The organism is Streptococcus mitis (genome assembly GCF_005844455.1).
In the GTDB taxonomy this organism is placed as follows: domain Bacteria; phylum Bacillota; class Bacilli; order Lactobacillales; family Streptococcaceae; genus Streptococcus; species Streptococcus mitis_BF.
In genome coordinates this window covers 1-24,617 of sequence record NZ_SPGF01000029.1, presented here as the reverse complement: position 1 = coordinate 24,617, position 24,617 = coordinate 1, and the positions used below count along the sequence as shown (strand labels likewise).

The window sequence follows — 24,617 nt, the reverse complement described above, 5'->3', positions numbered from 1 at the left end:
CAAAAAAGAAGGAAGGGATTCTCCAAGAAATCTTTGCTCGCTTTACAAATTTTAACTTTTGTCGTTGGGTAACCTCGCAAGTTGCCATCGACAGTAATCACAAAAAACAAAGATATAAAGTGTGTTTCTCGGATGCGACTTATGCCTGCCGTTTGTTTTTTAACGGTTCCCTTTCTTCCCTCCAGTTGAAAAACTACCTCAAGAAACAGTTATCTATTATTCGATCGAATCGAAAATATCCAAGAAAGATAAAGGCCCAATCGGTAGTTGATTTCATCTATAGAGTAACATAAATCTCAAAAAATAGGGTGAAAAAACCTTTATTTGTCATGCAAAAAAATAGAAGATGCGATAGAGAATCACTTTAATGATCTCAATGACACCTCCTATTCAAATAGTTAGATCACTAACTTAATGACATTGACTGCAGGTGCGGTTGCTTTTTTACTACTTTCCTGATTTAAAAGCATTCTTCTGAAATCCCACATAGCTTTCTCTTATCTTTTGTGATAAAATAGGCTCAATCTATTTCTAGGAGGATGAGATATGGTTTCTACTATTGGTATTGTTAGTTTATCTAGTGGCATTCTAGGAGAGAATTTTGTCAAACACGAAGTGGACTTGGGTGTCCAACGTCTCAAGGATTTGGGACTCAATCCTATCTTTTCGCCCCATTCGTTAAAAGGCTTAAACTTTATCAAGAACCATCCTGAAGCGCGTGCGGAGGATTTGATGCAGGCCTTTTCGGACAATAGCATCGACATAATCCTATGCGCCATCGGTGGGGATGATACCTATCGTTTGTTGCCCTACCTTTTTGAAAATGACCAACTAGAAAAAGTTATCAAACAAAAGATTTTTCTTGGATTCTCAGATACAACCATGAACCATCTCATGTTGCATAAACTAGGTGTCAAGACTTTTTATGGGCAATCCTTTTTAGCAGACATTTGTGAATTGGACAAGGAAATGCTGACCTATAGCCTTCACTACTTTAAAGAACTGATCGAGACGGGAAAAATCTCAGAAATCCGCCCTAGCGACGTTTGGTATGAGGGACGAACTGATTTTAGTCCCAAGGCTCTGGGGACAGCTCGTATCAGTCATACAAACACTGGTTTTGACTTGTTGCAAGGAAATGCCCAATTCGAGGGAGAAATCATCGGTGGTTGCCTCGAATCTCTCTACGATATCTTTAACAACTCTCGATACGCAGACAGCACGGAGCTCTGCCAAAAATACAAACTTTTCCCTGACTTGTCAGACTGGGAAGGAAAAATCCTCTTGCTAGAAACAAGCGAAGAAAAGCCTGAGCCGGAAGATTTCAAAAAGATGTTGCAGACTTTAAAGGAAACTGGGATATTCGAGGTCATCAGCGGACTCTTGGTTGGGAAACCTATGGATGAAACTTTCTATGACGACTATAAAGAGGCACTATTGGATATCATTGATAGCAATATCCCGATTGTCTATAATTTGAATATCGGCCACGCAACTCCAAGAGCCATTGTTCCCTTCGGAGTCCACGCCTATGTATATGTAGATGCACAGGAGCAAATCATTCGCTTTGATTATAACAAATAAAGCTGGGAAGAATTTCTCAGCTTTTTCTATATTCTCAGATATGCTAGCTATCTGTACTCACTAATGACCGCTTTTCCACTCACAATCATTCTCATGGTCATCAACTAGCCCTGCTGCTTGTAGAAAAGACAAGACGGCGACTGGACCTGTGAACTTGAAACCTTGTTTTTTGAGATCTTTGGCTAATTTCTCAGACAAAGGTGTTTTAGCTGGGGCTTGGCGGTAATCGGGAACATCGTTAACGATGGTTTTCCCCTCAACAAAAGACCAAAGATAGGCGTCAAAAGAGCCATATTCTTCCTGTAGTCGTAAAAATGCTTGGGCGTTAGCGTGTGTAGCGAAAATCTTAGCTCTATTTCGAATGATAGCTGGATTCTCCAACATGGCTTCCAATTCGGAGTCAGTCATTTCTGCGACTGCTTGAATTTGATAACCATGAAAGGCTTCTCGGAAAGCTTGCCGTTTGTTGAGCACCGTTTCCCAAGACAGGCCTGCCTGATAGGTTTCCATACACAATAACTCAAACAATGCTTGGTCATCATGGAGGGGCCGCCCCCACTCCTCATCATGATAGGCGATGTAGAGCGGATTGGTCATCTTGACCCATGAACAACGTTTTGTCATGCTCTGCTCCTATTTGACCAACATTTTAAGGGCCGACTTGATATAGTTCTCAGCTGTATCTGTCGTTCCTTCAAAGAATTTCTTGATTTTCTTGAGCTCAGTTGCCTTGTAGCCCAGTGCCAACATGGCTTCCATAGCTTCTTCCAGTTCTTGGTTTTCAGCGCTAGCTTGCACTGGCACCTTGGCAGGAAGATCATCTCCTGCAACTACTACCTTGCCTTCCAAGTCCAGCACCATCTGCTGGGCTGTTTTCTTACCAATTTTAGGAAACTTGGTCAAGTAGGTGATGTTCTTGGTTTCGATGGCTTGAACCAAGCCAGCATTGTCATCGGCAGCTATAATAGCAAGAGCTGATACAGGACCAATCCCAGAAACCGAAATCAGACTGAGAAAGAGCTTCTTCTCGTCTTCTGAACGAAATCCATAAAGCAGCTGAGCGTCCTCACGCACGACCTGATGCACATAAATTTGAGTTTCTTGGTTGACTTGTCCTGAGTAGGCATAGGGGTTAGCCACATGCAAGATATAGCCGATACCATTGACTTCAAGAACAATGTATTTAGCAGTGATTTTGGTAATGATTCCTTTTAAATATTCGTACATAATTTTCCTTTTATGCTCAATGAAAATCAAAAGCAAACTAGAAAGCTAGTCACAGGTTTCTCAAAGCACAGCTTTGATATTGCAGATAAAGCTGATCTGGTTTGAAGAGATTTTCAAAGAGTATTCGTTTAATATTTCCCCAACTCACGGAGGCTAGTATGATTTTCCTGAATACGTCGGAACATCTTTTCCATATCCGACTTGGTAAAATGCACCAAAACAGGACGTCCGTGAGGACAGTTGTAGGGATTGTCACATTGAGAAAGCTGATAGAGGAGCTGTCTAGCTGAATGGTCATCAATACGATGGTTGGCCTTGATAGACCGCTTGCAGGACATCATGATAGCCAGCTCTGCTCGGTATTTCTTGATAGAAACTTCCTTGGTCAAGAGGAGCATGTCGCACATTTCATAGATTCCTGACTCAATCTCCTCCTCTGCCATCCAAATAGGATGTTCACGCAGGATAAATTGATTTTCCCCGTACTCTGCTAGAAAGACACCCACTTCCTCCAAAAGAGGCATTCTTTCCTTGAGACGAAGGGCATCATCCGCAGGAAATTCAAAGATGTAGGGCACTAGGAGTTGTTGTTGACTTTGGTCAACATCGCCAATGCTTTCACGATATTCCTCATACTTGACCCGTTCCTGCGCCGCGTGCTGGTCTATGATGTAGAGCCCATCTCGCCCCTGGGCAAAGAGATAAGTCCCGTGCATTTGCCCGAAAAATTCCAACTCTGGGAAGCTTGAAGATTCTTCTCGCTCCAGCTTGTCATAGGCCTTATCAAGACTAGCTAGATCTAACTCTGGATGGTCTAATTGGTCATAGTTAGCAGGCTTTCTCTCTGCAAAATGCAGTTTAGCTGGCTTGGTCAATTGGTCCAAGGTTTCCTTGGCAAATAGGGTCAAATCCTGTCCTTCATCAGTTAATTCAACCTGATAATCAGCCACCTCAGCTTGACTAGGTCTTGTCGGCTCAGTTTTCTCATAGTAGAGCGTATTTTCTTTGAGTGGGAGAATAGTTTGCTCCACCTTCTCACGATTGCGAACGGTCGATTTGGCAAGATTTTCCAAGGCATCAGGTATCAAAGTTTGCTCCTTGAGACTGTTTGCAATAGCTTCTGAGACCAGCGTCATCAGTTCTTTTTCCTTGGAAATCCGCACCTCTTGCTTGGTTGGATGTACATTGACATCCGCTAGATAAGGATCGATATGGATGTGAATGACAGCCAGTGGAAAACGGCCTACCATGAGCTTACTGCCATAGCCGTCCAGAATTGCACGATTGAGCAGGAAGTTCTTGATATAACGGCCATTAATGAAGAGGCTGATATAATTGCGATTGGCTCGTGTTAACTCAGGCAAGGACACAAAACCTGAAATTTCGAAATCAAGGTCAGAGTTCTCAATTTCAATCATCTTCTTTGCACTCGCCAAACCGTAAATCCCTGCGATAGCTTGGCGCAGTTTACCAGTCCCTGCTGTCCGCGTCATTTCCTTGCCATCACTAATCAAGCTAAAAGAAATCTCAGGGTGGGCCAAGCCCAGACGGTTGACAATATCAATGATATGAGACAACTCCGCTTGCTGGCTCTTCATATACTTGAGGCGGGCAGGCGTGTTGAAAAAGAGGTCCTCCACACAAACCTTGGTTCCCACAGGACTAGTCGCTGGGATGACTTCTTCTACTTCTCCTCCACGCGCGACGAGCTTGGTTCCATGACTTGCACCATCCATCGCCGTCAAAAGGGTCAGAACACTAACAGAAGCGATAGAAGGCAAGGCTTCACCACGAAAACCAAGCGTCCGAATCCGAAAAAGGTCTGCTTGATTTTTTATCTTACTAGTCGCATGGCGACGCAGGGCCAATTCCACCTCATCGTGGGCAATTCCATGACCATTATCTGTGATTTGAATCTTCTTGAGACCAGCGTCATCAATCTCAATGATAATCTGGCTAGAGCCAGCATCAATAGCATTTTCTACCAACTCTTTGACCACACTGGCAGGACGTTCAATGACCTCTCCTGCCGCGATCTGGTTTGCCAACACCTCTGGCAATTCAATAATATGAGACATTTTTCAGCCCCTTTCCGTATCTTTTTTTCCTAGAAATTGATTAGTGCTATTATACCATATTTCAGATAGGACAGAAAAGCTCCGCCACATAGAAGCCAAATCCCCCCACATAGACAAAGTCCCTTGCCATGGGTCGTAAAATAGTGTTTAATAAAGGTGTACAAGAAGTGATCACAATTTTGTATGAAAAACAAGGAGAGAAATTTATGAAAGTAGAACTACAGATTAGTGAAACTTACGAAGAGGAAAAGCTGATTGTTCAAGCACCTCAAGAAACCGAGAAAGTCCAAAAAGTTATCAAATTTGCAGAAAATCTGGACCAAAGAGAAAAAATCAAAGGAAAGATTGATGATCAGGTCTATCTAGTTGAGATTGGCAAGATTCAGCGCTTCTATATCGAGAATCGAAAGGTTCTAGCAGAAACGGCGAGTCAGACCTATACCATTGATTTGCGACTCTATCAAGTTCTTGAACTCTTACCAAGCAATTTTATCCAAATTTCCCAATCAGAAATCATCAATATCGATTCCATCTCTCACCTCAAGCTTACCCCCAACGGTCTGGTAGAAATCTTTCTCAAAAACCAAAGCTTCACCTACTCTTCACGCCGTTACCTAAAAACCATCAAGGAGAAATTAGAACTATGAAAAAACAAGTATTTCACGACGCAGCTGCTGGTGTCCTCATCGGTCTCATCCTCTCTATCCTCTTTTCACTCATTTATGCACCAAATACCTATGCCCCGCTGAGCCCCGAGTCTCTCATCGGCCAAGCAATGCTTCAACATCAGGTTCACGGTGCCCTAGTCTTGCTCTACTGCATGATCATCTGGTCAGCTATCGGCGTTCTCTTTAGCTTTGGCAGTCGCTTATTCAGCCGTGACTGGAGCCTGCTCCGTGCAACACTTTCCCACTTCTTCCTCATGCTGGCTGGCTTTGTTCCACTAGCAACTCTGGCTGGTTGGTTCCCCTTCCACTGGACCTTCTATCTCCAGCTCATTATCGAGTTTGCGATTGTCTACCTCATCATTTGGGCTATTCTCTATAAAAGAGAGGCTAAAAAAGTAGATCACATCAATCAACTCTTAGAGCATAAAAAGTAAGAGCCTCATAATAAGCAAAGCCGAGAAAGAAACTTCTCGGTTTTTCTTTATCCTGCTGCACCTTATACTCAATGAAAATCAAAGAGCAAACTAGGAAGCTAGCCGCAGGTTGCTCAAAGCACAGCTTTGAGGTTGCAGATAAGACTGACGAAGTCAGCTCAAAACATTGTTTTGAGGTTGCAGATAGAGCTGACGTGGTTTGAAGAGATTTTTGAAGAGTATTACTATCATAACAGTTATTTTCAGGTCTTCTTTGTAAATGTTCTGTAATTTTCTATCTTTTTTCGAAATATTCTTGCATTTTCCCAAAGTTTTTTGTAGAATATAGATTACATATCCAGATTATTCTGAAAATTCAAAAAGGAGCATCTATCATGTCACAAGCTATTTCGTTAAATCAATCAACCTGGACAAGCAAGCTAAAAGCAATGGGACCTGGAATCCTAATGGCTTCTGCCGCTGTTGGAGGTTCTCACATTGTATCTTCCACTCAAGCTGGTGGTTCTTACGGTTGGTCTCTACTTCTCTTGGTCATCTTAGCCAATGTCTTTAAATATCCATTTTTCCGTTTTGGTGCTGAATACACAGCTGATACTGGAAAGACTTTGGTTGAAGGTTATGCCGAAAAAGGAAAACTCTATCTCTGGATTTTCTTTATCCTCAATGTCTTTTCGGCTATGGTCAACACGGCTGGTGTTGCCATTCTGTGCTCAGCTATCATCGCCAGCGCCTTCCCAATGATCGGTCTTAGCATTACTCAATGGTCCCTCATTCTCGTTGCCATCATTTGGGCTATGTTACTGTTTGGAGGCTACAAACTCTTAGACGGTATGGTCAAATGGATTATGTCTGCCTTGACCATTGCGACTGTTCTTGCAGTTATCATCGCGGCAATCAAGCATCCAGAATACAGTTCTAATTTTGTCGAGAAAACACCTTGGCAAATGGCAGCTCTCCCCTTCATCGTCTCCCTCCTAGGATGGATGCCTGCTCCTATTGAAATTTCAGCCATCAACTCACTTTGGTCTGCTGAAAAGAAAAAGACCGTCAACTTTAACACCGCGGACGCCCTATTCGACTTTAACGTTGGTTATATTGGAACAGCTATCCTAGCTGTGTTCTTTGTAGCACTGGGAGCACTCATTCAGTATCCTACAGGGCAGGCAGTTGAAGCCGCTTCAGCCAAATACATCTCCCAATTCGTGGGCATGTATGCCTCTGTTCTTGGCGAATGGTCCCGTTACTTGATTACCTTTATTGCTTTCCTGTGTATCTTTGGAACAGTTATCACTGTTATCGATGGCTATTCTCGCGTCAATCAGGAATCTCTACGACTGCTAATCAGTCAAAAAGAAGACAATCGTAAATCTTTGAACATCTGGATGACCATCACTGCTATCATCGGTATCGTCATTATCAAGTTCTTTGCTGGTCAGGTTTCAACCATGCTCCGCTTTGCTATGATTGGTTCTTTCCTGACAACACCATTCTTCGCTCTTTTGAATTACGCCTTGGTAACGCGTGAAAACAAAAATCTTCCTTCTTGGCTCAGACACCTCGCCATTGCAGGATTGATTTTCCTCTTTGGCTTCGCCATCTTCTTTATCTACGCACTTGCAATCGGAAAAGCAGGATAACTGACAAGCGCGAGATGAAGATAAGGTTTCATTTCAAGAGAACATTCAGCAAATATTTCTATGATAAAAAGCATAAGAACAAGGTTTTGAAGACCTGAACTTATGCTTTTTTACCTTCTTAAAGACTGCTTATACTCAAAAAGCAGTTAGCAAATCCCAACTGCCTCTTATAACTACCTTAATTTTCCTTTTCCAACTCATACAAATCCGCAATAATAGCTGCCACATGCTTGATATCTCCCAGCATGCCTCGCATTTCAAAGTCAGCCAAGACAGGGAAACCAAAACGTTGACTGTATTGCTTGGCTGTCAAGCAATATTGGTTATTAAAGTTACGATTTCCTGAACCAACTACGCCAAAACACTTACTAGCATTGTCGCCATAGGCGATAAAATCCCCAACGGGTGTCGTCAAAATCTCAACGTCTCCGTTATCCACGCCATTCCCACCTTCGAGGTAGGTCGGCAAAAAAGTGACATAGGGATGGTCCATTTCATAAAAATCTTGGCCTTCCTTGACCAAATCCTTAATATGAATCTTTTGAACCTCAATTCCCTCGTACTGGGACAAGAGATAGTCTTTCAAGCGTGTCACAAAACTCTCAGTATTCCCACTCAGACTGATATAAACTAAAGAAATTGTCTTCATATTTACCTCCATGATTTTATGTATAATCGAAAAATAACTACCAAGATTGTAACTTGATAGTTATTTTTTGTCAATACTTAGGCAAGTTCTTCTGTTTCCTCTTCTTCTGCCAAGGCTTTTTGCTGACGCCACATCTTGTAAAAGACTAAGGCTAAAAAGAGAACATTGATGACGATAGAGAAAATGCTAACTGCTTGTGAAATAACACTTATCCCTAAACGCACGGTCTCATCGTGAACTAACTGCACAGCGTCCTGTAAAGTCACATAGCTATAAATCGAACCAATAATGGCTAGCAAAACATAGCCAACATAAATATAGTTTGCATACTGCAAATTCTTCCGAACAAGGAACACAATCGCTACTGCAACTAAAATAGCAGATAGCACAATCAAGGCCATATTAAAAATAGAATGAGTTGATTCTGCTACTCTATAGGTATAATTAAGCTGGTCTTCTAATTGCTGAGCACTGACCCCTGCAACTTGTTTCTGAGCGGCACGAAGGGCTTCTTTGCTAGGCAAGGGACTCAACATTCCATACAGAGACGTAGCTGAAATAAGAGCAGACAAGATTAGCAAGACCCATAGATAAATCGGTTTCTTTTTCATAATAAAACCTCCTGATAATATTGTTTATATTATAGCACTTTTTGCAAAGGAATACAAATCTTACAGTATCGTTTCTACCTGTTTTCGGTAGGCTTTGGGAGATTTTCCGCACAATTTTCGGAACACTTTATAGAAATATCCAACGTTACTGTAACCACACAGCATAACAAATATCTTCGATACTGTCACTAGTTGAAAGCAAAAGTTGCTGGGCAGCCTTAATGCGTTGTTTATTTAGTAACTCTGCGAAGGTCGAATTTATTTAAGCCTTACAGTAAAACAAACTAACCATCTACTATTAACAAATCTATAAAAATTTAGTTTGACAAGCAAACAATAACACTTTCTCCCCATTTACAATCCCATCAAACCGTGATACAATGAGAATTGTGAAAAAATGATCAGGAGACAATTCATGAAAAAATCTATCTTAACTACACTGCTTTTTGCAGTTCTTTACTTCCTCTGCATGGGGATTGGTGTCCTTTTGGGCAATCTCTTTGACCAAACTGGAAACATGTTTTATGCGCCTGCTTTTACTGCCCTTGTCGGCGGTAGCGTCTATATGATCCTAGTCGCAAAAGTTCCGCGTTTTGGAGCCATTACCACTATCGGCCTTCTTATCGCCCTCTTTTTCTTGGGAACTAAACACGGTGCCGGTGCCTTCCTTCCTGGAATTATCTGTGGCCTCCTAGCAGATGGAGTAGCTCATTTAGGAAAATACAAGGATCAAACAAAGAACCTCCTTTCTTTCGTTATTTTCGCCTTTAGCTCAACTGGTCCAATCTTACTTATGTGGATTGCTCCCAAAGCCTATATGGCTACCCTTCTAGCAAGAGGAAAATCCCAAGAATATATCGACCGTATCATGGTTGCGCCAAATCCTGGAACCATCCTTCTATTTATCGCAAGTGTTGTCATCGGAGCCCTAGTGGGTGCCTTACTTGGACAAGCCTTGAGTAAAAAGTTTGCACAGAAAATCTGATCACTAAAAAGAGGCAATGCCCCCATAAATTGAAATATAAGAAAAGCATATTGGCTAGAAATTAAGTTAAGTCAGGTATAACAAATAATGTGACCATATTGACCCTCAGTGTTAAAAATGTTAGACAGGGTAAAGAACTGCTAATAATGGTACCAAAGTAATGAAACACACCGTTTCCTACGATAAAAACCGTAATTATCTTGGCAATACTGTATATAGAATCATAACTTTCTATGAATGTTAAACCTTAATAAAAGACATTAGAAGATTCGGCTCTATCACATTGTAGGAGTTAAAAAAAGTCTTATTAAACTGATTACAACATAAAGTCTCAACCTTCTTTAACCATGAACAGAGGGTTGAGACTTTATTTTTTCACTAATCTTTTTGAATAATTTTACACAAATGTTCTATAGCACTTGAAAAGTCAGCAACCTCAAAATCAGCATACTTCTTTACGTCTTCTGGTGCACTTGACATACAATATGAAATATCCGAATTTTGAAATAGTGAAATATCATTTCCTGAATCTCCGAACGAAATCAGCAAATCATAATCCGAGGATACTCTCTGAATTGCAGAACCTTTTGACACACCTTCCGAAGTTACTTCAATCCGTGTTTCCCCCGATTGGAAAATTTCTAAATTTGGAAATGTTTCTCGCAGAGTATTGAGATACCCAATCGTTTGCTCTTTGGTAGGACGAATATTAAATTTATAAATATCTTTGTCCATCAAACTATCAAACAGATTCTCTGGACAAACTATTTTCATATTCCACAATCTTTCAATGTGTTCATGTGAAAAATTTCCAATACGTTGAATACCATCCAAAGCATCAAAGATAAGATTTTCTTTTTTTAAAAACTGCAATAATTGTTCAACATCTTCTTTTTGAATTGGATTTGAAGCAATTAAATTTTGCTGGGAATCTGTTATCAATGCGCCATTAAAAGCAATATAATACTTAATATCAATTTTATTTTTTTCAGTAATATATCCAATTTCCTTTGTTGATCGACCAGTCGCAATCGCAAAGTCACAAAATCTTCTTAACAACTGATAAGCCATTAAATCAGCTTTAGAAACCCCTATTGAATCTTTAACAAATGTTCCATCTAAGTCGGTAATACATAGAATTTTAGGCACCATCTTTATTCACCTATACCAAGAATATCCTGAATTTCCATCTTAAGTACATTCGCATATGCACCGTAAATAGATTGCATCTGCATTCCATTCTCCGCAAATCCCATTGCCTCGTATTTACTCACAATAATATCTTTATCAACTACTGATTTATCTTTTACATCAATACGTAATCTAGTTATACAAGCATTAACATCTACAATATTTTCTGCTCCCCCATGAGCTTCAATAAGGCCAAATGCTTGTTGGCGTAATTTATCTTCTTTTGATAGGCTATCAAGTGAAACGCTAGGTTCATCTTCTTTGCCGACATTTTGGATTTTCAAACCATATTTACCACGCGCTTCCTCTTTGCTAGCCAATTTCACTTCCTCTGAGTCTTCACGACCTGGAGTCTTAAAGTCAAATTTCAAAATCATAAATTTAAAAACAAAATAGTAAATAAAGAAGCATGGAACACCTACAAGAAATACAAGCCACCAGTGAGTCTTAGGACCTTGTAAAACACCATAAATAACAAGGTTTATAAATCCGTGGCCAGTTGGTGTCGCTACTCCAGCACCCAAAAGATGCATAACAAATAAAGATGTACCAGCTAACACAGCATGTACTGCATACAAGGCAGGAGCTACAAATAAGAATGTGAATTCAATTGGTTCAGTAATACCTGTTAAGAAAGATGTTGCAGCAGCAGAAAATAAAAGTGAACCAACCAATTTTCTCTTTTTAGGATCTGCTGTTTTATACATAGCATATGCTGCCCCAGAAAGACCAAACATAAAGTAAACAAACTTACCACCATTAAAACGGGTAATTGAAGGATCTATAGAAGTAATTGAAGGATCTGCAAGTGAAGCCAAATAGGCATTAACCGTACCTGTCACTTGTTCCCCTCCAATGAGCCATGAACCTCCTAGTTCTGTTGTTCGAACAGGCCAATTGAGACCGTGATGGAGACCAAATGGTAACAGCGCTCTCTCAACTAAACCGTATAGAAAAGTACCTATAGGTCCTGATTTTAAAATTCCTACAGAAAGTACGCTGATTCCACTTTGAACTATCGGCCAAACAAAGAATAAAACGATAGAAACAACAGACATTGCGACCATAGTTGCAATTGGTACAAACCGAGGACCGCTAAAGAACCCAATAATAGTTGGTAGTTCTTGTTTTACTGCCCATTTATGAACAAAATAGACAACAATACCAACTATAATACCTCCAAATACACTTAAATCTATTGTTTGAATTCCAAGTACTTTCGTTTGCATAGCACCTGCTAACAATAATTTAGCTTGCACTGAATCAAGTCCTGCAGTATTCACAAGTGTACCGCTTGTCTTTAATAAAAAATTTAAAATATAATGTAAAACTAGAAATCCTAATAATCCTGACAAGGCTGCTGAACTTTTTTCTCGTTTAGCTAAACCTACAGCTACTCCCACAGCAAAGATGATAGGTAAGTTATCAAATGCTGTATTTCCTAAAGCGATAAAAAACTTCATCACGAATTGAAGAATTGAATTATTTAGGAAAGGAAACATTTCTAAAGTATGAGAATTAGTAAAAGCCGTCCCTATTCCTTTAATAATCCCAGCACCAGGCAAAACTGAAACTGGTAGTAAAAAAGATCGTCCAAATTGCTCGAACGCTGAGATGAATTTATTTTTTTTCATCTTAAAACCTCCTTGTATTAAACAAACACATTATAACATTTTGGATCTCCTTATTTTATTTTTTCAACTTTTTTCCTGTATTGACTTTTTTTTACTAAATCAGTAAAATTGTATCATAAAACTTACACAAGGAATTCATGTATGTTCTTAGAAAATCTTAAAAACAACTACGACCAGTTATCTGCAAATGAACAGTTAATTATTGATTATTTATTAACACAAAATAACCTAAATAAGATTACATTAAAACAAATTTGTAATGATACTTTTTTATCTTCATCCACAATCATAAGGGCATGCAAAAAATTAGGTTATGACACTTTCAATAGTTTGCGTTATGAACTACAGTTGTCCAAAGATATGCAAAAATCTTCTCCTAATATCGAAAATCTGTCTTCATTCGAGGAATTAAAACAACTATTATCTATTGAGTTTGCTCAAACAATGTCCATTTGTACAGAAATTGATTTTACTTACTTTGCCGATCAAATTCTCATGGCGCGTCGTATTTTTTGTATCGGTGTCGGTTCTAGCTATATGGCTATGTCTGATTTCAATAGGAAATTAAAGTTGGTAAATTTATGGTCCAATGATTACTTCGAACATTATTCAATAAAGCGAATTGCTGATATTATTACTCCTCAAGATGTCATGATTGTTTTCTCACTCAGTGGAAAAAATAAAGAAATCAATCAAAGTATATTTGCAGCCAAGCAAAGGGGAGCTAAAATACTGTCAATAACTAGTTTAGGGAATGAGTTTCTTTCACAAGTCAGTGACGCCATCATTTATGTTTATAACACTCCGAAAAAAAGAGAAAAACTACGTTCTCGCTTAATGTTTAACTTAATTGGAACCTTATTGTTTGAGATTATTTTAGAAAAACAACAAACTGGGAGCCTAAAGAACAATAACTGACGACAGTAAAAAGACAGCAGCTTGCTTTCTTACTTTGACTGCTTGATAAGGTCACAAACTATTATAGTAAAAAAGTTTTTAAATTATAGTGGATTGAAATAAAATATGAGCAAATCGATTAGGAAAGGAATATTAATTTATAGAAATATTTTAGCAGCCATGTTGTACTGTTCTAATTTCAATTAACTATAGATATTATAGATACTGTTATGCACCTCTGAAATAGTTATATTTATTTTTCTAACGACGATGTACCTAACAATAATAGAACATCTGTTAGCAACCTATATGGCACAATCGTAGATTTCTGTCAACTTTAAAACTTATTAGAAAAACCTATTACATTATAGCCTAAATTATCAAATTAAGTTAGACTTTTCAAGTAACTCAGAAAAACTTGGTATGGTGATTGATAATCTAAAGATTTTCTAGGAATTCTATTTCTTTTATCAGCTATAGATGATAAATAATTTTGAAAAATATTAGTAAAATCCATTTGTTTTGGTAATCCATTTCGTCTTAATAAGCCATTAGAATGTTCATTGAGACCTCGTTGACCATGACAACCTGGATCCGCAAAGAAAATATCAATGTCATGCGCATTCGAAATAGACTTCCAGTTAGAAAATTCTTTCCCACAATCAAAAATTATCGACTTAAAGAGATGGCTGGGGACTTGAGACAACCATTGATTGATGGAAGCCTCAATATCACTTGCTTTTCGTCCCTCAGTTTTCAGTGTGATGATGGCTTTTGAGAGGCGTTCTACCAAGGTAATAACAGCACTTTTGTGCTTTACCCCCACAATTGTGTCCCCTTCTAGATGACCAAATTCTGTCTTAAAATTAGGATAACCGTTTGCTCTCTCACGTAAATCTCTGCGAAATGCTTGTTTTCCTCGTTTTTCGCTATAACCATTTGGTTTTCTTTTTCCTTTCCAAGGGAGATCCTCTTTCTTGAAAATACCACGGTCTGCTAGTCAATAGAGAGTTCTCATAGAACAAGAAATCCTATCTGGATAAGTTCCTTTAATGACATCAGGACGCCAATTTTGTTCCAAATGAGTTTGGATAAAATCTTTTTCTAATTTGCGTAAGACTTGTTTTATTCCTACCACAGCGTTTCTTATTGACTTTATATCGGTTATAGTAATCATAAGCAGAGTGTCCCTCTTTCAGATAGTGGATGCAGGGTAGATTGTCTGTTTTAATCATCCTTGTGAGTTCGCAATATCTGAAACTTTTATGTCTTCTTGATAGTAAGCCTCTATCATTACGAGTTCGTTTGTGTAAGATGAGTATAGGTCATTATGTTAGGCTCAGACAAATGTGGTAGTTTATCTGAGCCTAACATAGATGGCTTTTCTGTCTAGCTTAATTTTACAAATTGGGTAGTATAAAAAATTTATTACAAAATATATAAAATCACACAATAAAGGGGCAACCTCCTTAGCGATAAGCTATAATATGAATTGCAAAGATAATCAAGATGATGATGGTTGCCAAGATGGCCACATCGTAATTGTATCGGTTAATACTCAATGAAAATCAAAGAGCAAACTAAGGAAGCTAGCCACAGGTTGCTCAAAACACTGTTTTGAGGTTGGAGATAAGACTGACGAAGTCAGTCACATATACCTACGGCAAGGCAAAGCTGACGTAGTTTGAAGAGATTTTCAAAGAGTATAAATCCATAAGCGATGGCTACGTCACCCATACCACCAGCTCCGACCGCACCTGCCATGGCTGTTTCACCAACAAGGGAAATCAAGGTCACAGTCGTCACACGAATCAAATCTGGAAGACCTCTAGTAAGCCTGATCTTCCTATGTTAAAATTTTTTACCTGAAAAACTTCTTTTTTCTAGGGATAAAATGAGCCCTATCACACTCACTACCAAAAACACCCACCAACAAAGCCTGATATCTTGTAAAGCTAAGAAGGAAAATACAGACATCCCAAAAGGTAATGTTAGGGAAAAAATCATACTCAAGAGATTATTACTTCTAGCTAATACATCCGCACTCAAATTAGACAGTAACAGAGTATCTAATTTAGGCATTGATTTCGACATCAAATACATCACAAAGGCTAAGCAGGCAACACCTACTAGAGGAGAAAAATCTAAAATATTAGCAGTAGCCAGCAAGACAAACAGAATTGCATTTAGAGATAACAAACTTGAAAAAGACAATTTTCCAAAATAATCATGGGGAGTTAGGCTACCAAGAATAGCTCCTCCCAAGCTTACACATTCAATTAAAAATAGGGTTTGAGCATAGCTGAGATGATAGATAGTATGGTCTAATAAATAAAAGTGATAAATACCTCCAACAGCTCCTCCCAAAGTATTCATTACCAAAATGACAAGGATCATTTTAAACAATGATTTACTTTCTCTCTGTCTAAAGATATCATCCATGTCTGCATAGATTGCCTTAACTTGTTGAAGTAAACTAATCGACTTATCCTCTACACTTACAGACAAATGCGTCAATTCTCTTCTATTTTTGAACAAAATGAGAGAAGATAGTAAAAAGAATCCAGCATTCACAATTGCAACAAAAGAAAAATTTTGATGGCTGGTTGTGAGTAACCACACTCCTAAGGCTTGACCTCCTAGATTTGATAAATAGGAAACAAACTGAGTAAAGGAATAAGCTTCATAGAGTCTATCTTCCGAAATATTATGCTGGATAATCGGCATACGAAGGCCTGCTGTATAATCCGATAAAATATCCGAACAGATATTAACCATACAGATAAAAGCAAACGTTACGAAGTTCTGGTCATGAATCACACTAGCAATCAAAAGAAATAGTAGACTTTGCACACAACCAACCCAGATAATTGTCCCTGCTTTATTCCGAGTATGATCAGCCTTAATCCCAACATAAAAAGTAAATAGGAAAGGTAAAATCGTAATCATATTCGCCATAAATACTGCTATATTTTTAAAGGGTAGACTCGCAGCATAAACGATAAATACCAGATTATAAATATAAGCTCCACTTGAGCTCAAAAACCTTGATAAGGTAAGTATTCTAAATAAATGGTGGTTTAAGAATAGTTTCATAACAAGCCTTCCTCAAATTTCAAATAGTATTCTATTGAATCCAGTCTAACAAAAAAAGCGGGACTCCCCACTTTTTTGTAATATATTTTTTCTGCAAATAGAAACTCTAGAGCCTAGAAACTACTAATTATCAATCCACCTACAAGCCTATTTATTTTTCGTCAATCGATGTAATGAGAATATATTACAAATCTTCATTTGAGAGCTGATTTGCAAAATAGTTTTCATAATATCTTGCACCATCTATATACTCTAAATCTTGTAAGATTGTAATGCCCCTCTGGATTCTTTCAAGACCCTTATTTTCTACTTTAAAAATAGTATCATAATACCCTTTAGCAATCATATAAATGATTTTAAGATAGGCTTCAGATTCTGGCAATTCTCGTTTTTCAATCTGAAAAACAAAATAGTCTGCTTTTAATTTATCCTTTTCCTCTATTGCTTTAAAGAGTCCATTAATCAAAATGGTATCAATACCGACTTTGTTACTAGGTAAAGAGCCTAATAAATCTGTCTTTTGTAACATCTCCCTAGAATATTTAAAATAGAGGGGCAGAGGGAACAAAGTAGAAATCGTTGAAAATAATTCCAATTCATAATTTCCCCAGATATCAATAGTAAAAAAATAGTCATAGAGAAAAGTCAGTTCTTCATCCGTTGCCCTTATTTCTGAATCAAAAAACACGAGAAGGCTTTTGATACGAATCATTTGTAAGAGATAGCTTTTTTTAGCACTTGATCTATACTTTTGAGTCGTCTCTTCATACAAGGAGTGGAGAGAATCAATCCCTTCTCTGTCATATAGTTCCCAGAGATTTTCTTGAAAAGCCAAAACCTGTTTCTGAGAAAAGCCACGTACCAAGTACATAAATTCATTCAAATCAGAGCGGATGTTATCTAAGGCAGTAATCAATTTCATAGATGATAAGTCTGCTTCTCCACGCTCAAATTTGCTCAGCATGGAATAAGTAAACTCTCCTCCCGTCGCCTCCTGTAGGGATATATTCCGACTCTTTCTCAATTCTTTAAAAACTTCTCCCATATTTTGCATATTGACTCCCCAGAATTCTTAACTCTCTAACTCATAAAAGTAACGACTGATAGTAGCTAGTACAGAGAATTTTAAGTCTTGACTGTACGACAAATCCTATGAATGATGCATAGATTGCCTTGCACTTTTTATTTATGGCTTAATTTTTTGGTCAAGAAATCTCCCAAGAATTGGATTGCAAAGATAATCAAGATGATAATGATAGTTGCCAAGATGGTCACATCGTGATTATAGCGGTTAAATCCATAAGCGATGGCTACGTTACCGATACCACCAGCTCCAACTGCCCCCGCCATGGCTGTTTCCCCAACAAGGGAAATCAAGGTCACAGTTGTCACACGAATCAAATCTGGAAGACCTTCTGATAGGTAAACACCCACGATATCCCAGAAGGTCGCTCCGCTCGCTTGAGCCGCCTCAATGACACCACCATCCAATTCAGCCAAGACCACCTGCACCTGACGGGCAAAGAAGGCAAAGACTGCAAAAGAAAGTGGGACAAGGGCTGCATTTGGCCCGATACTCGTCTTCACAATCAAGTGAGAAAGTGGCGACATGATTGCCAAGAGGATGATGAAAGGAACCGCACGGAAAATAGAGGTGATCTTATCCAAAATCCAGAAAACGACTTTATTTTCCAAGACACCACCTGGCGCTGTCAAGACAAGGAAAAGACCTGCTACCAGTCCCAAGAATCCTCCGATGATGAAGGAAAGAACTGTCATATAGAGGGTTAGGTAGATGGCTGTTCCCCAGCCTGCTTGACCAGCCCAGCCCATTTTATAGACATTTGGTAAATAGGTTTGAATCAATGATTCCATCTTACTGTCCTCCCTTCAATACTTTTAGCTGTACGCCTGCTTTACGAATGGCTTCTTGGGCACCTGCTAGCGCTGCTTTTTCACCTGACAAGACCACAACCAATTCTCCAACAGGAGTACCATCTAGGATCTCGATATTCCCATAGAGGATATTAGCCGTTACTTGGTAACGCTTGTACAATTCATTCAAAAGCGGCTCGTCTGTTGAAGCTCCAGCATACTTGAGTTGCACCAAGAGACTGTTTTCAGGCAAGTGTTCCACGATTTCTTGCTTCTCAATCTTGACCATTGCTTCATCAATGCCTGTAGCTGTTGAGATAAAGTCCTGGGTCAAAGGTTGTTTAGGGTCTGAGAAGATTTCAAGGACACTGCCCTCTTCAATCAAATGCCCATCCTGCATGACTGCCACACGGTTGGCAATGTCTTTGACAATCTGCATTTCATGCGTAATCAAGACAACAGTCAAGCCTAATTTTTGGTTCAAATCTTGCAACAAGGCCAAAATCTGCTTGGTTGTCTTAGGGTCAAGGGCAGAAGTTGACTCATCTGAAATCAAGATTTTTGGATCATTAGCCAAGGCACGCGCAATGGCCACACGCTGTTTTTGCCCTCCTGATAGTTGTGAAGGGTAGTTTTCAGCACGATCCGTCAAGCCAACCAAGTCTAACAACTTAGTTACTTTGGCTTTCTTTTCTTCCTTGCTGAGTCCAGAGTGTTTGAGGGCAAAGGCTACATTTTCCTCTGCTGTCTTTTGACTCATCAGGTTGAAATGCTGGAAAATCATCCCGATATCCTGACGCTTACGACGCAACTGCTCTGCTGTCAAGGTCACCTTGCCATCAAAAATCACATCGTCGTCAATAGTAATTTTTCCTGCAGATGGCTTTTGCAAGAGGTTAATCACCCGTACAAGGGTTGATTTCCCTGCTCCAGAATATCCAACGATTCCGTAGATATCCCCTTCATGGATGTGAATAGTCACATCCTTGACCGCTGTGATGGTTCTCTTCTTTTGGTGAAAAGTCACATCGATCTGATCTAACTTGATAATATCTCTACTCATAGCTTCTAATCAGCTCCTCTACTAATTCAATATGGGTGTAATAATCGGCGATTCGCACGTTTTCATCTCCACCGTGATCTCGGCTATTGGCATTTCCTAGACCGAAGGCCACCATTGGCACCTCCAGGGCGTCAAAGACCGTATGCATAGGTCCTGTCCCTGCTGTAGTTGGCAAGACTGAAACGCCCTGTGGATAGAATTTCTTGGCCAACTCGATGACATTGAGAATGGCTGGTGCGCTCATATCGCTTCGATAGCTCATCTCTCCCAAGGTATAGTATAATTCTACCTTATCAAAGCCATTTTTGTCTAGCTGTTTCCGAATTTTTTCCAGAACAGCATGCGGTTCTAAGCCAGGAACCAAACGAACTTCTAACTTGGCACTGGCTTCTGCTGGTAAAATCGTTTTAACGCCTTGCCCTTGGTAGCCTGACTGAATCCCTTCGATATTAAGGGCCGGCTCGAAAAAGAAACGTTTAAGAAAGGCCATCCGCTCCTCCTGTAAAAGAGGCAACTCCAAGCCATAAATCCGACTGATTTCCTCTGGGTTTCGTTGACCATACGTTTCTAGCAAGGCCATTTCTCGTTCATTTGGCTCTTGTACTTCTTCGTACAAGCCTTCAACTAAAATACGGCCATCTGCAGCGCGAAGAGACTGTAAGGCTTGAAGGAGATACCATGGAGCTGATTCCACAACTCCACCATAACTAGAGTGAATATCCACATCAGCACTTTTTACCTTGGCATCAAAGGTCACAATCCCCTTATTTCCACCAGAAATTTCTAACTGCTCCAAGGCATTTTTGGTTCCCTGTTCCCAGACCAGCAAATCAGCCCCACGGAGTTTGTCCGCATGTTTTTCCAGATACTTATCTAGGTCTGTTGAAGCCGATTCCTCCGCCCCTTCCATGATAAAACTGATATTGACAGGCAGGTCATCATGATGCTGCATATATTTTCTCAAAGCACTCAAACGAGCTGTGATATGACCCTTATCATCATCAACCCCACGCCCATACATGAAACCATTGCGGACCGAAAGCGTAAAGGGATCCTCTGCCCAGACCTGATCCCCATCCGCTGGCACAGTGTCATAGTGGTTATAGAAAATCAAGGTTTTGGCATCTGGACGCGAACTCTTGAAATGCGCCATGACAAAGGGCGCCGTATAAGTCTCATCAATCTCCACTTCAGCCCCAACACGCTTGAAAATCTCACCCAGATAGTTGGCAACTTCCTTAAGTCCAACCTGTTGGGCAAAGACCGATTTCTTAGAAATCAAGGTACGCAAAACCTCAAAATAATGCTGGGCCACATGATCCTTTTCAAATTTTTCAATCTGTTCTTGTTCGCTAGGAAAAACCATATTCTCTCTACCTTTCTATGAACCTATAGTCTTCTTTACAATCCATGCTCTATACAAAAGCAAAAGGTGGAAACTCTCTCCCACCTCCCTGTGTCTTATTACCAAACTGGTTGGTCCAAACCATCTGATGTTTCTTCGATAACTTTTTTCACTTCATCAGTGTGGTAAGCCGCGATCACTTTCTTGATGGCATCAGCCTTAGGTGATGATTCCCAATCTTTTTTCGCAACGATGATATTGTACCATTGTTTTGAGTTTTCATTGGCTTGTTCTTTGAAGAGTGCTTTCTTGTAGTCCAATTTTGCTTCTGTAACGAAGGTATTGTTTACAACGGCAGCGTCAACTGACGACAATGAACGAGCTGTTTGGCTAGCGTCCAATTCAGTTATTTTCAAGTTCTTTGGATTTTCTGTGATGTTAGCAACTGTTGCAAGAGCAGTTCCAGAAACATCCAATTTAATCAAGCCAGCTGATTGAAGCAAGTAAAGCGCACGGCTTTCATTTGTAGCATCGTTCGGTACAGAGATTTCTCCGTTTGCTGGGATGTCTTCTACTTTAGTGTACTTGTTGTCACTTCCATTCAAACCTGAGTAAAGACGGATTGGAGAGATATAAGTATCTGCAATCGCTACAAGGTCTTTTCCGTTTTCCTTGTTCCAGTTGTTCAAGAAGTTATAGTGTTGGAAGGCGTTCAAATCTACTTCACCATCAGCAGTTGCCTTGTTTGGTTGTGAGTAGTCTGTGAACTCTGTAAATTCTAAAGTGATACCGTCTTTTTTAACCAATTCTTGGATTTTGTCCCAACGTTTTTCTTCAGAACCGCTACGGTTAACAGTTGCGATTTTAACAGTTGTTGCATTGTCTGCTTTCTTTTCTGAGTTTCCGCAAGCTGCAAGAGCCAAAGCTGCGACTGTAGCAAGGGCTGCTACACCAAGCCATTTTTTAATTTTCATGATTCTTTCTCCTTAAAAATAATACCGTAATAGTATCTCATACTTTGTTCAATTGCACAAATTGTTATTAGATAATCAGATATATAGTTTAAAACTATATGCCTAAAAACTTAGAAACCATCCATCTGAATCAGAATGGATGATTTCAAAAAATTATTTAATATCAGCTTCTGATGGTAGGTAAGTGTCTCCAAAGAATTGTTTTGACAATTTTTCAAGAGTTCCGTCTTTGTAGAGTTCTTTGATGCGTTTGTCTACAAATGATTTCAACTCATCTTGACCTTTAGCAAGAAGTGGGTAAACGTAAGGTTGTTGGTCACTTGGAAGTTCGATAACTTTCAAGTTGTCCAAACCTTGGTTCTTGATCACTGTTTCAACACCGATTTTATCAAAAATCTTGTAGTCAAATTGTCCATCGCTCAAGCGTCCCATGATTTGTTGGAAGTCCGCTTTAGTGTAGTTAAGGACAGTTGGATTGTCTGAGTGTTGTTTGTTGTAGTCTTCTAACTGTTTAGCTGATGTTGTCCCTTGAACAACTTCTGTTGATTTTCCACCGATATCATCAAGCGATTTAATGCTAGAGTCGTCTTTCTTCACTACAAGGACGTTAGGGTTCTTAGCAGTTGGGGCTGCATAAAGGTATTTTTCTACACGTTCTTTAGTGTAGCTGATGTTGTTAACAGCCATTTGGTAACGGTCAGCGTCAAGGCCTGCAAAGACTCCTGACCACTCTGTCTTCTCAAACTTGACATCATACTTGTCAGAGTCTTTAAAGATAGCGCGAACCACTTCAATTTCGTAACCAGTCAATTCGCCATTTTCTTCATAGTTAAATGGTTTTGGTGAAGCATTGGTTGCAACGATAATTTCTTTCTTACTAGCCGCTTCTCCTTCTTTCTTAGCACCACCTGAGCAAGCTGCTAAAACACCTGCAGCAACAAGCCCTAAGGCAGCAAGAGATGAGTATTTAACGATTTTTTTCATGTCATTTCCCCCAAAATAGAATACCTTATAATCTTAACAGAAAAAGACCATTTGCGCCATTATATGATATCTATCTCTGTGATAGGTTTTCTTTATGGCTAATTTAAAAGACCAAACGCAAGACTGCAATCAAGACCACTCCAAAGAGAACTGTTCCGACTAGATTGCGGTAACGAAAGGCCACCCAAGCTGTTGGAAAGACCGCGAAGAAGTCCAGCCATTTTATTTGAGGAAGGCTGCCAACTTTGCCAGTCACTACGCTTGAAAGAATCAAGGCAAAGATAATAGAAACGGGCAAGAACTTCAAAAAACGCTCAACGATTGCAGGCAAGCCCTTATACTTGACCAAGATGAAGGGAATCATGCGGGGAATCCAAGTCACCAATCCAGAGAAAATAACTGCTAATAAAAGATACTTACTGACCATCTAAAATCACCCCCATGCTACAACCAAGTAGCGTCGCAAACAGAACAGCTAGCGACTGAGACACCACTGTCAAGAGTAAAAAGAGGGACACCGCAACAACTGCTAGGATAATGAGCAGATTGCGGACAGGAATCCGTCTTTGCATAATCTGGAATTGCGAAGCAAAAATGCCGATAAACATCCCAACCAAAGCAAAGTCCAATCCAAAGATTTCTGGATTTGGCAGCAAGCCACCTAGAGCCGATCCAACCACTGTCCCCACAAACCAAGCCACATAGCTGTTGAGATTGTTTCCGTGCATCCACATCGGATTGACCTTATCTGTATGGGCTAATTCACCCATCAAAACGCCGTAAGTCTCATCTGTCAAGAGACTAGACATACCAATATTTTGCCAGAGACTAGTATGACGGAAATAGGTCGATGCATGCAAGCTCAGCAAAAAGAGACGCAAATTGATCAAAAAGACCGTCATAGCAATAGCCGCTACAGGTGCTTGGACCGCAATCAAGGCTAACATGGCAAACTGGGCACTCCCAGCATAAACAAAGAGGCTCATCAGGCCCATCTCCACAGGTGTCACATAGGGCGCACCAATAATTCCACAGGCCAGTCCGATACTGATATAACCAAGGGCCGTTGGCATGGCCGCCTGCGCCCCTTCCCAAAATCCTTTTTCTTTCATCCTTCTCCTCATATTGTCTTAATGATACTCAATGAAAATCAAAGAGCAAACTAGGAAGCTAGCCACAGGCTGCTCAAAACATTGTTTTGAGGTTGCAGATAGAAGTTGACGCGGTTTGAAGAGATTTTCGAAGAGTATAAGTAGGCTGAAAAGGCTCCAGCCATAGCATGGACTATTATAACACATTCAGGAAAGAGAAAAAAGTCTGCTGATTGTAATCAGACAGACTCCATTTTATTTCATCGTATCAAAAACAAGACTTGGTTTGGCATTGAACTCCAAGTCTTGCTTATATATTTTTCATTTTAGATTCATCCGTTATACAACCGTTAACACCGTATTTTATAATAAATCATATCTTAAAAATACCAGACCACACTATTCCCTGCTTGTATTTAGCTTCTTTCTTTTGGACAAATTTTGCTAAATCTAATAGACTTGTTCGGTAACTCAAAAGTGGTATACTAAAGCTATGGAAACAACATACGAAAAAGCCTTAAAATTAAACTCAGAGAATTTCAAATTGTTGATAGGTGTTAAAAAAGCGACGTTTCAACTGATGCTTGATTGTCT

The 24,617-nt window shown here is 39.5% G+C and carries 22 protein-coding genes and 5 pseudogenes; 8 read left to right on the top strand and 19 right to left on the bottom strand.

The window, feature by feature from the left end; all coding sequences use genetic code 11:
* Nucleotides 1-293, top strand: a pseudogene (locus FGQ53_RS11835) (IS4 family transposase); the annotation flags it as partial.
* A 253-nt stretch (nt 294-546) separates the two neighbouring features.
* Nucleotides 547-1,584: a S66 family peptidase gene (locus FGQ53_RS06705; RefSeq protein WP_138337017.1), complete on the top strand. Its 1,038-nt coding sequence runs from the start codon at nt 547-549 to the stop codon at nt 1,582-1,584.
* A 60-nt stretch (nt 1,585-1,644) separates the two neighbouring features.
* Here FGQ53_RS06705 and FGQ53_RS06700 read toward each other — a convergent pair whose 3' ends face one another.
* From FGQ53_RS06700 to mutL, 3 genes are all read right to left on the bottom strand, one after another.
* Nucleotides 1,645-2,208 carry a DNA-3-methyladenine glycosylase I gene (locus FGQ53_RS06700; RefSeq protein ID WP_138337014.1) on the bottom strand — a complete coding sequence of 188 codons (564 nt, stop codon included), beginning with the start codon at nt 2,206-2,208 and terminating at the stop codon, nt 1,645-1,647.
* Nucleotides 2,209-2,217: 9 nt separating this feature from the next.
* On the bottom strand, nt 2,218-2,811 hold the full coding sequence (gene ruvA, locus FGQ53_RS06695; RefSeq protein ID WP_138337011.1) for a Holliday junction branch migration protein RuvA: 594 nt from the start codon (nt 2,809-2,811) through the stop codon (nt 2,218-2,220).
* A gap of 128 nt (nt 2,812-2,939) precedes the next feature.
* The gene (gene mutL, locus FGQ53_RS06690) at nt 2,940-4,889 is read right to left on the bottom strand and encodes a DNA mismatch repair endonuclease MutL (RefSeq protein ID WP_138337008.1); all 1,950 of its coding nucleotides are present in this window, start codon (nt 4,887-4,889) and stop codon (nt 2,940-2,942) included.
* A 206-nt stretch (nt 4,890-5,095) separates the two neighbouring features.
* Between mutL and FGQ53_RS06680 the strand changes: the two genes are divergently transcribed.
* From FGQ53_RS06680 to FGQ53_RS06665, 3 genes are all read left to right on the top strand, one after another.
* A complete protein-coding gene (locus FGQ53_RS06680; RefSeq protein WP_138337003.1) occupies nt 5,096-5,536 on the top strand; it encodes a LytTR family DNA-binding domain-containing protein in 441 nt (146 codons plus the stop codon).
* Nucleotides 5,533-5,991: a DUF3021 domain-containing protein gene (locus FGQ53_RS06675; protein ID WP_138337000.1), complete on the top strand. Its 459-nt coding sequence runs from the start codon at nt 5,533-5,535 to the stop codon at nt 5,989-5,991. Before FGQ53_RS06680 ends, FGQ53_RS06675 begins: the two co-directional genes overlap by 4 nt.
* A gap of 374 nt (nt 5,992-6,365) precedes the next feature.
* Nucleotides 6,366-7,628, top strand: a complete 1,263-nt coding sequence (locus FGQ53_RS06665; RefSeq protein ID WP_138336998.1) for an NRAMP family divalent metal transporter — start codon at nt 6,366-6,368, stop codon at nt 7,626-7,628.
* 178 nt (nt 7,629-7,806) lie between these two features.
* On the opposite strand, the gene nrdI is transcribed toward FGQ53_RS06665, so the two are convergent.
* The 3 genes and pseudogenes from nrdI to FGQ53_RS06650 form a co-directional block, all read right to left on the bottom strand.
* A complete protein-coding gene (gene nrdI / locus FGQ53_RS06660; RefSeq protein WP_138336995.1) occupies nt 7,807-8,277 on the bottom strand; it encodes a class Ib ribonucleoside-diphosphate reductase assembly flavoprotein NrdI in 471 nt (156 codons plus the stop codon).
* A 77-nt stretch (nt 8,278-8,354) separates the two neighbouring features.
* Nucleotides 8,355-8,888: an ABC transporter permease gene (locus FGQ53_RS06655; protein WP_138336992.1), complete on the bottom strand. Its 534-nt coding sequence runs from the start codon at nt 8,886-8,888 to the stop codon at nt 8,355-8,357.
* Between the two features lie 60 nt (nt 8,889-8,948).
* A pseudogene (locus tag FGQ53_RS06650) lies at nt 8,949-9,147 on the bottom strand (helix-turn-helix domain-containing protein); the annotation flags it as partial.
* Nucleotides 9,148-9,303: 156 nt separating this feature from the next.
* Between FGQ53_RS06650 and FGQ53_RS06645 the strand changes: the two are divergent.
* Nucleotides 9,304-9,873 carry an MptD family putative ECF transporter S component gene (locus FGQ53_RS06645; RefSeq protein WP_138336989.1) on the top strand — a complete coding sequence of 190 codons (570 nt, stop codon included), beginning with the start codon at nt 9,304-9,306 and terminating at the stop codon, nt 9,871-9,873.
* Nucleotides 9,874-10,251: 378 nt separating this feature from the next.
* Here FGQ53_RS06645 and FGQ53_RS06640 read toward each other — a convergent pair whose 3' ends face one another.
* The gene (locus FGQ53_RS06640; protein WP_138336986.1) at nt 10,252-11,025 is read right to left on the bottom strand and encodes an HAD-IIB family hydrolase; all 774 of its coding nucleotides are present in this window, start codon (nt 11,023-11,025) and stop codon (nt 10,252-10,254) included.
* Between the two features lie 2 nt (nt 11,026-11,027).
* Nucleotides 11,028-12,698, bottom strand: a complete 1,671-nt coding sequence (locus FGQ53_RS06635) for a PTS transporter subunit EIIC (protein ID WP_138336983.1) — start codon at nt 12,696-12,698, stop codon at nt 11,028-11,030.
* 141 nt (nt 12,699-12,839) lie between these two features.
* Between FGQ53_RS06635 and FGQ53_RS06630 the strand changes: the two genes are divergently transcribed.
* Nucleotides 12,840-13,616: a MurR/RpiR family transcriptional regulator gene (locus tag FGQ53_RS06630; RefSeq protein ID WP_138336980.1), complete on the top strand. Its 777-nt coding sequence runs from the start codon at nt 12,840-12,842 to the stop codon at nt 13,614-13,616.
* Between the two features lie 364 nt (nt 13,617-13,980).
* On the opposite strand, the pseudogene FGQ53_RS06625 reads toward FGQ53_RS06630, so the two are convergent.
* The 11 genes and pseudogenes from FGQ53_RS06625 to FGQ53_RS06575 all read right to left on the bottom strand — a co-directional run bounded on the left by FGQ53_RS06625 (nt 13,981) and on the right by FGQ53_RS06575 (nt 24,044).
* Nucleotides 13,981-14,924, bottom strand: a pseudogene (locus tag FGQ53_RS06625) (IS30 family transposase).
* Nucleotides 14,925-15,287: 363 nt separating this feature from the next.
* Nucleotides 15,288-15,437, bottom strand: a pseudogene (locus FGQ53_RS11760) (ABC transporter permease); the annotation flags it as partial.
* Nucleotides 15,438-15,446: 9 nt separating this feature from the next.
* Complete coding sequence (locus tag FGQ53_RS06615; protein ID WP_138336977.1) at nt 15,447-16,691, bottom strand: MFS transporter; 1,245 nt, start codon at nt 16,689-16,691, stop codon at nt 15,447-15,449.
* A gap of 184 nt (nt 16,692-16,875) precedes the next feature.
* Entirely contained in the window at nt 16,876-17,745 is an 870-nt protein-coding gene (locus FGQ53_RS06610; RefSeq protein ID WP_138336974.1) for a helix-turn-helix domain-containing protein, read from the bottom strand.
* A 128-nt stretch (nt 17,746-17,873) separates the two neighbouring features.
* Nucleotides 17,874-18,566, bottom strand: a complete 693-nt coding sequence (locus FGQ53_RS06605) for a methionine ABC transporter permease (protein ID WP_138336971.1) — start codon at nt 18,564-18,566, stop codon at nt 17,874-17,876.
* Between the two features lies 1 nt (nt 18,567).
* Nucleotides 18,568-19,629: a methionine ABC transporter ATP-binding protein gene (locus FGQ53_RS06600; protein WP_138336968.1), complete on the bottom strand. Its 1,062-nt coding sequence runs from the start codon at nt 19,627-19,629 to the stop codon at nt 18,568-18,570.
* Nucleotides 19,622-20,995: a M20 family metallopeptidase gene (locus FGQ53_RS06595; protein WP_138336914.1), complete on the bottom strand. Its 1,374-nt coding sequence runs from the start codon at nt 20,993-20,995 to the stop codon at nt 19,622-19,624. The genes FGQ53_RS06600 and FGQ53_RS06595 overlap by 8 nt, the downstream gene beginning before the upstream one ends.
* A gap of 98 nt (nt 20,996-21,093) precedes the next feature.
* Nucleotides 21,094-21,948, bottom strand: coding sequence for a MetQ/NlpA family ABC transporter substrate-binding protein (locus FGQ53_RS06590; protein ID WP_138336912.1), 855 nt, complete (start codon nt 21,946-21,948; stop codon nt 21,094-21,096).
* Between the two features lie 153 nt (nt 21,949-22,101).
* Complete coding sequence (locus FGQ53_RS06585) at nt 22,102-22,932, bottom strand: amino acid ABC transporter substrate-binding protein (protein WP_138336911.1); 831 nt, start codon at nt 22,930-22,932, stop codon at nt 22,102-22,104.
* A gap of 103 nt (nt 22,933-23,035) precedes the next feature.
* A complete protein-coding gene (locus tag FGQ53_RS06580) occupies nt 23,036-23,359 on the bottom strand; it encodes an AzlD domain-containing protein (protein WP_138336909.1) in 324 nt (107 codons plus the stop codon).
* Nucleotides 23,349-24,044 (bottom strand): AzlC family ABC transporter permease, encoded by a 696-nt coding sequence (locus FGQ53_RS06575; RefSeq protein WP_138336907.1) that lies wholly within the window; start codon nt 24,042-24,044, stop codon nt 23,349-23,351. Before FGQ53_RS06575 ends, FGQ53_RS06580 begins: the two co-directional genes overlap by 11 nt.
* A 472-nt stretch (nt 24,045-24,516) precedes the next feature.
* On the opposite strand from FGQ53_RS06575, the pseudogene FGQ53_RS06570 reads away from it, so the two are divergent.
* Nucleotides 24,517-24,617, top strand: a pseudogene (locus FGQ53_RS06570) (IS5/IS1182 family transposase); the annotation flags it as partial.

Excerpts from the sequence above, each read along its gene's own strand:
- FGQ53_RS06705 (WP_138337017.1), top strand. The coding sequence starts at position 547 with ATGGTTTCTACTATTGGTATTGTTAGTTTATCTAGTGGCATTCTAGGA.
- FGQ53_RS06700 (WP_138337014.1), bottom strand. The coding sequence starts at position 2,208 with ATGACAAAACGTTGTTCATGGGTCAAGATGACCAATCCGCTCTACATC.
- ruvA (WP_138337011.1), bottom strand. The coding sequence starts at position 2,811 with ATGTACGAATATTTAAAAGGAATCATTACCAAAATCACTGCTAAATAC.
- mutL (WP_138337008.1), bottom strand. The coding sequence starts at position 4,889 with ATGTCTCATATTATTGAATTGCCAGAGGTGTTGGCAAACCAGATCGCG.
- FGQ53_RS06680 (WP_138337003.1), top strand. The coding sequence starts at position 5,096 with ATGAAAGTAGAACTACAGATTAGTGAAACTTACGAAGAGGAAAAGCTG.
- FGQ53_RS06675 (WP_138337000.1), top strand. The coding sequence starts at position 5,533 with ATGAAAAAACAAGTATTTCACGACGCAGCTGCTGGTGTCCTCATCGGT.
- FGQ53_RS06665 (WP_138336998.1), top strand. The coding sequence starts at position 6,366 with ATGTCACAAGCTATTTCGTTAAATCAATCAACCTGGACAAGCAAGCTA.
- nrdI (WP_138336995.1), bottom strand. The coding sequence starts at position 8,277 with ATGAAGACAATTTCTTTAGTTTATATCAGTCTGAGTGGGAATACTGAG.
- FGQ53_RS06655 (WP_138336992.1), bottom strand. The coding sequence starts at position 8,888 with ATGAAAAAGAAACCGATTTATCTATGGGTCTTGCTAATCTTGTCTGCT.
- FGQ53_RS06645 (WP_138336989.1), top strand. The coding sequence starts at position 9,304 with ATGAAAAAATCTATCTTAACTACACTGCTTTTTGCAGTTCTTTACTTC.
- FGQ53_RS06640 (WP_138336986.1), bottom strand. The coding sequence starts at position 11,025 with ATGGTGCCTAAAATTCTATGTATTACCGACTTAGATGGAACATTTGTT.
- FGQ53_RS06635 (WP_138336983.1), bottom strand. The coding sequence starts at position 12,698 with ATGAAAAAAAATAAATTCATCTCAGCGTTCGAGCAATTTGGACGATCT.
- FGQ53_RS06630 (WP_138336980.1), top strand. The coding sequence starts at position 12,840 with ATGTTCTTAGAAAATCTTAAAAACAACTACGACCAGTTATCTGCAAAT.
- FGQ53_RS06615 (WP_138336977.1), bottom strand. The coding sequence starts at position 16,691 with ATGAAACTATTCTTAAACCACCATTTATTTAGAATACTTACCTTATCA.
- FGQ53_RS06610 (WP_138336974.1), bottom strand. The coding sequence starts at position 17,745 with ATGCAAAATATGGGAGAAGTTTTTAAAGAATTGAGAAAGAGTCGGAAT.
- FGQ53_RS06605 (WP_138336971.1), bottom strand. The coding sequence starts at position 18,566 with ATGGAATCATTGATTCAAACCTATTTACCAAATGTCTATAAAATGGGC.
- FGQ53_RS06600 (WP_138336968.1), bottom strand. The coding sequence starts at position 19,629 with ATGAGTAGAGATATTATCAAGTTAGATCAGATCGATGTGACTTTTCAC.
- FGQ53_RS06595 (WP_138336914.1), bottom strand. The coding sequence starts at position 20,995 with ATGGTTTTTCCTAGCGAACAAGAACAGATTGAAAAATTTGAAAAGGAT.
- FGQ53_RS06590 (WP_138336912.1), bottom strand. The coding sequence starts at position 21,948 with ATGAAAATTAAAAAATGGCTTGGTGTAGCAGCCCTTGCTACAGTCGCA.
- FGQ53_RS06585 (WP_138336911.1), bottom strand. The coding sequence starts at position 22,932 with ATGAAAAAAATCGTTAAATACTCATCTCTTGCTGCCTTAGGGCTTGTT.
- FGQ53_RS06580 (WP_138336909.1), bottom strand. The coding sequence starts at position 23,359 with ATGGTCAGTAAGTATCTTTTATTAGCAGTTATTTTCTCTGGATTGGTG.
- FGQ53_RS06575 (WP_138336907.1), bottom strand. The coding sequence starts at position 24,044 with ATGAAAGAAAAAGGATTTTGGGAAGGGGCGCAGGCGGCCATGCCAACG.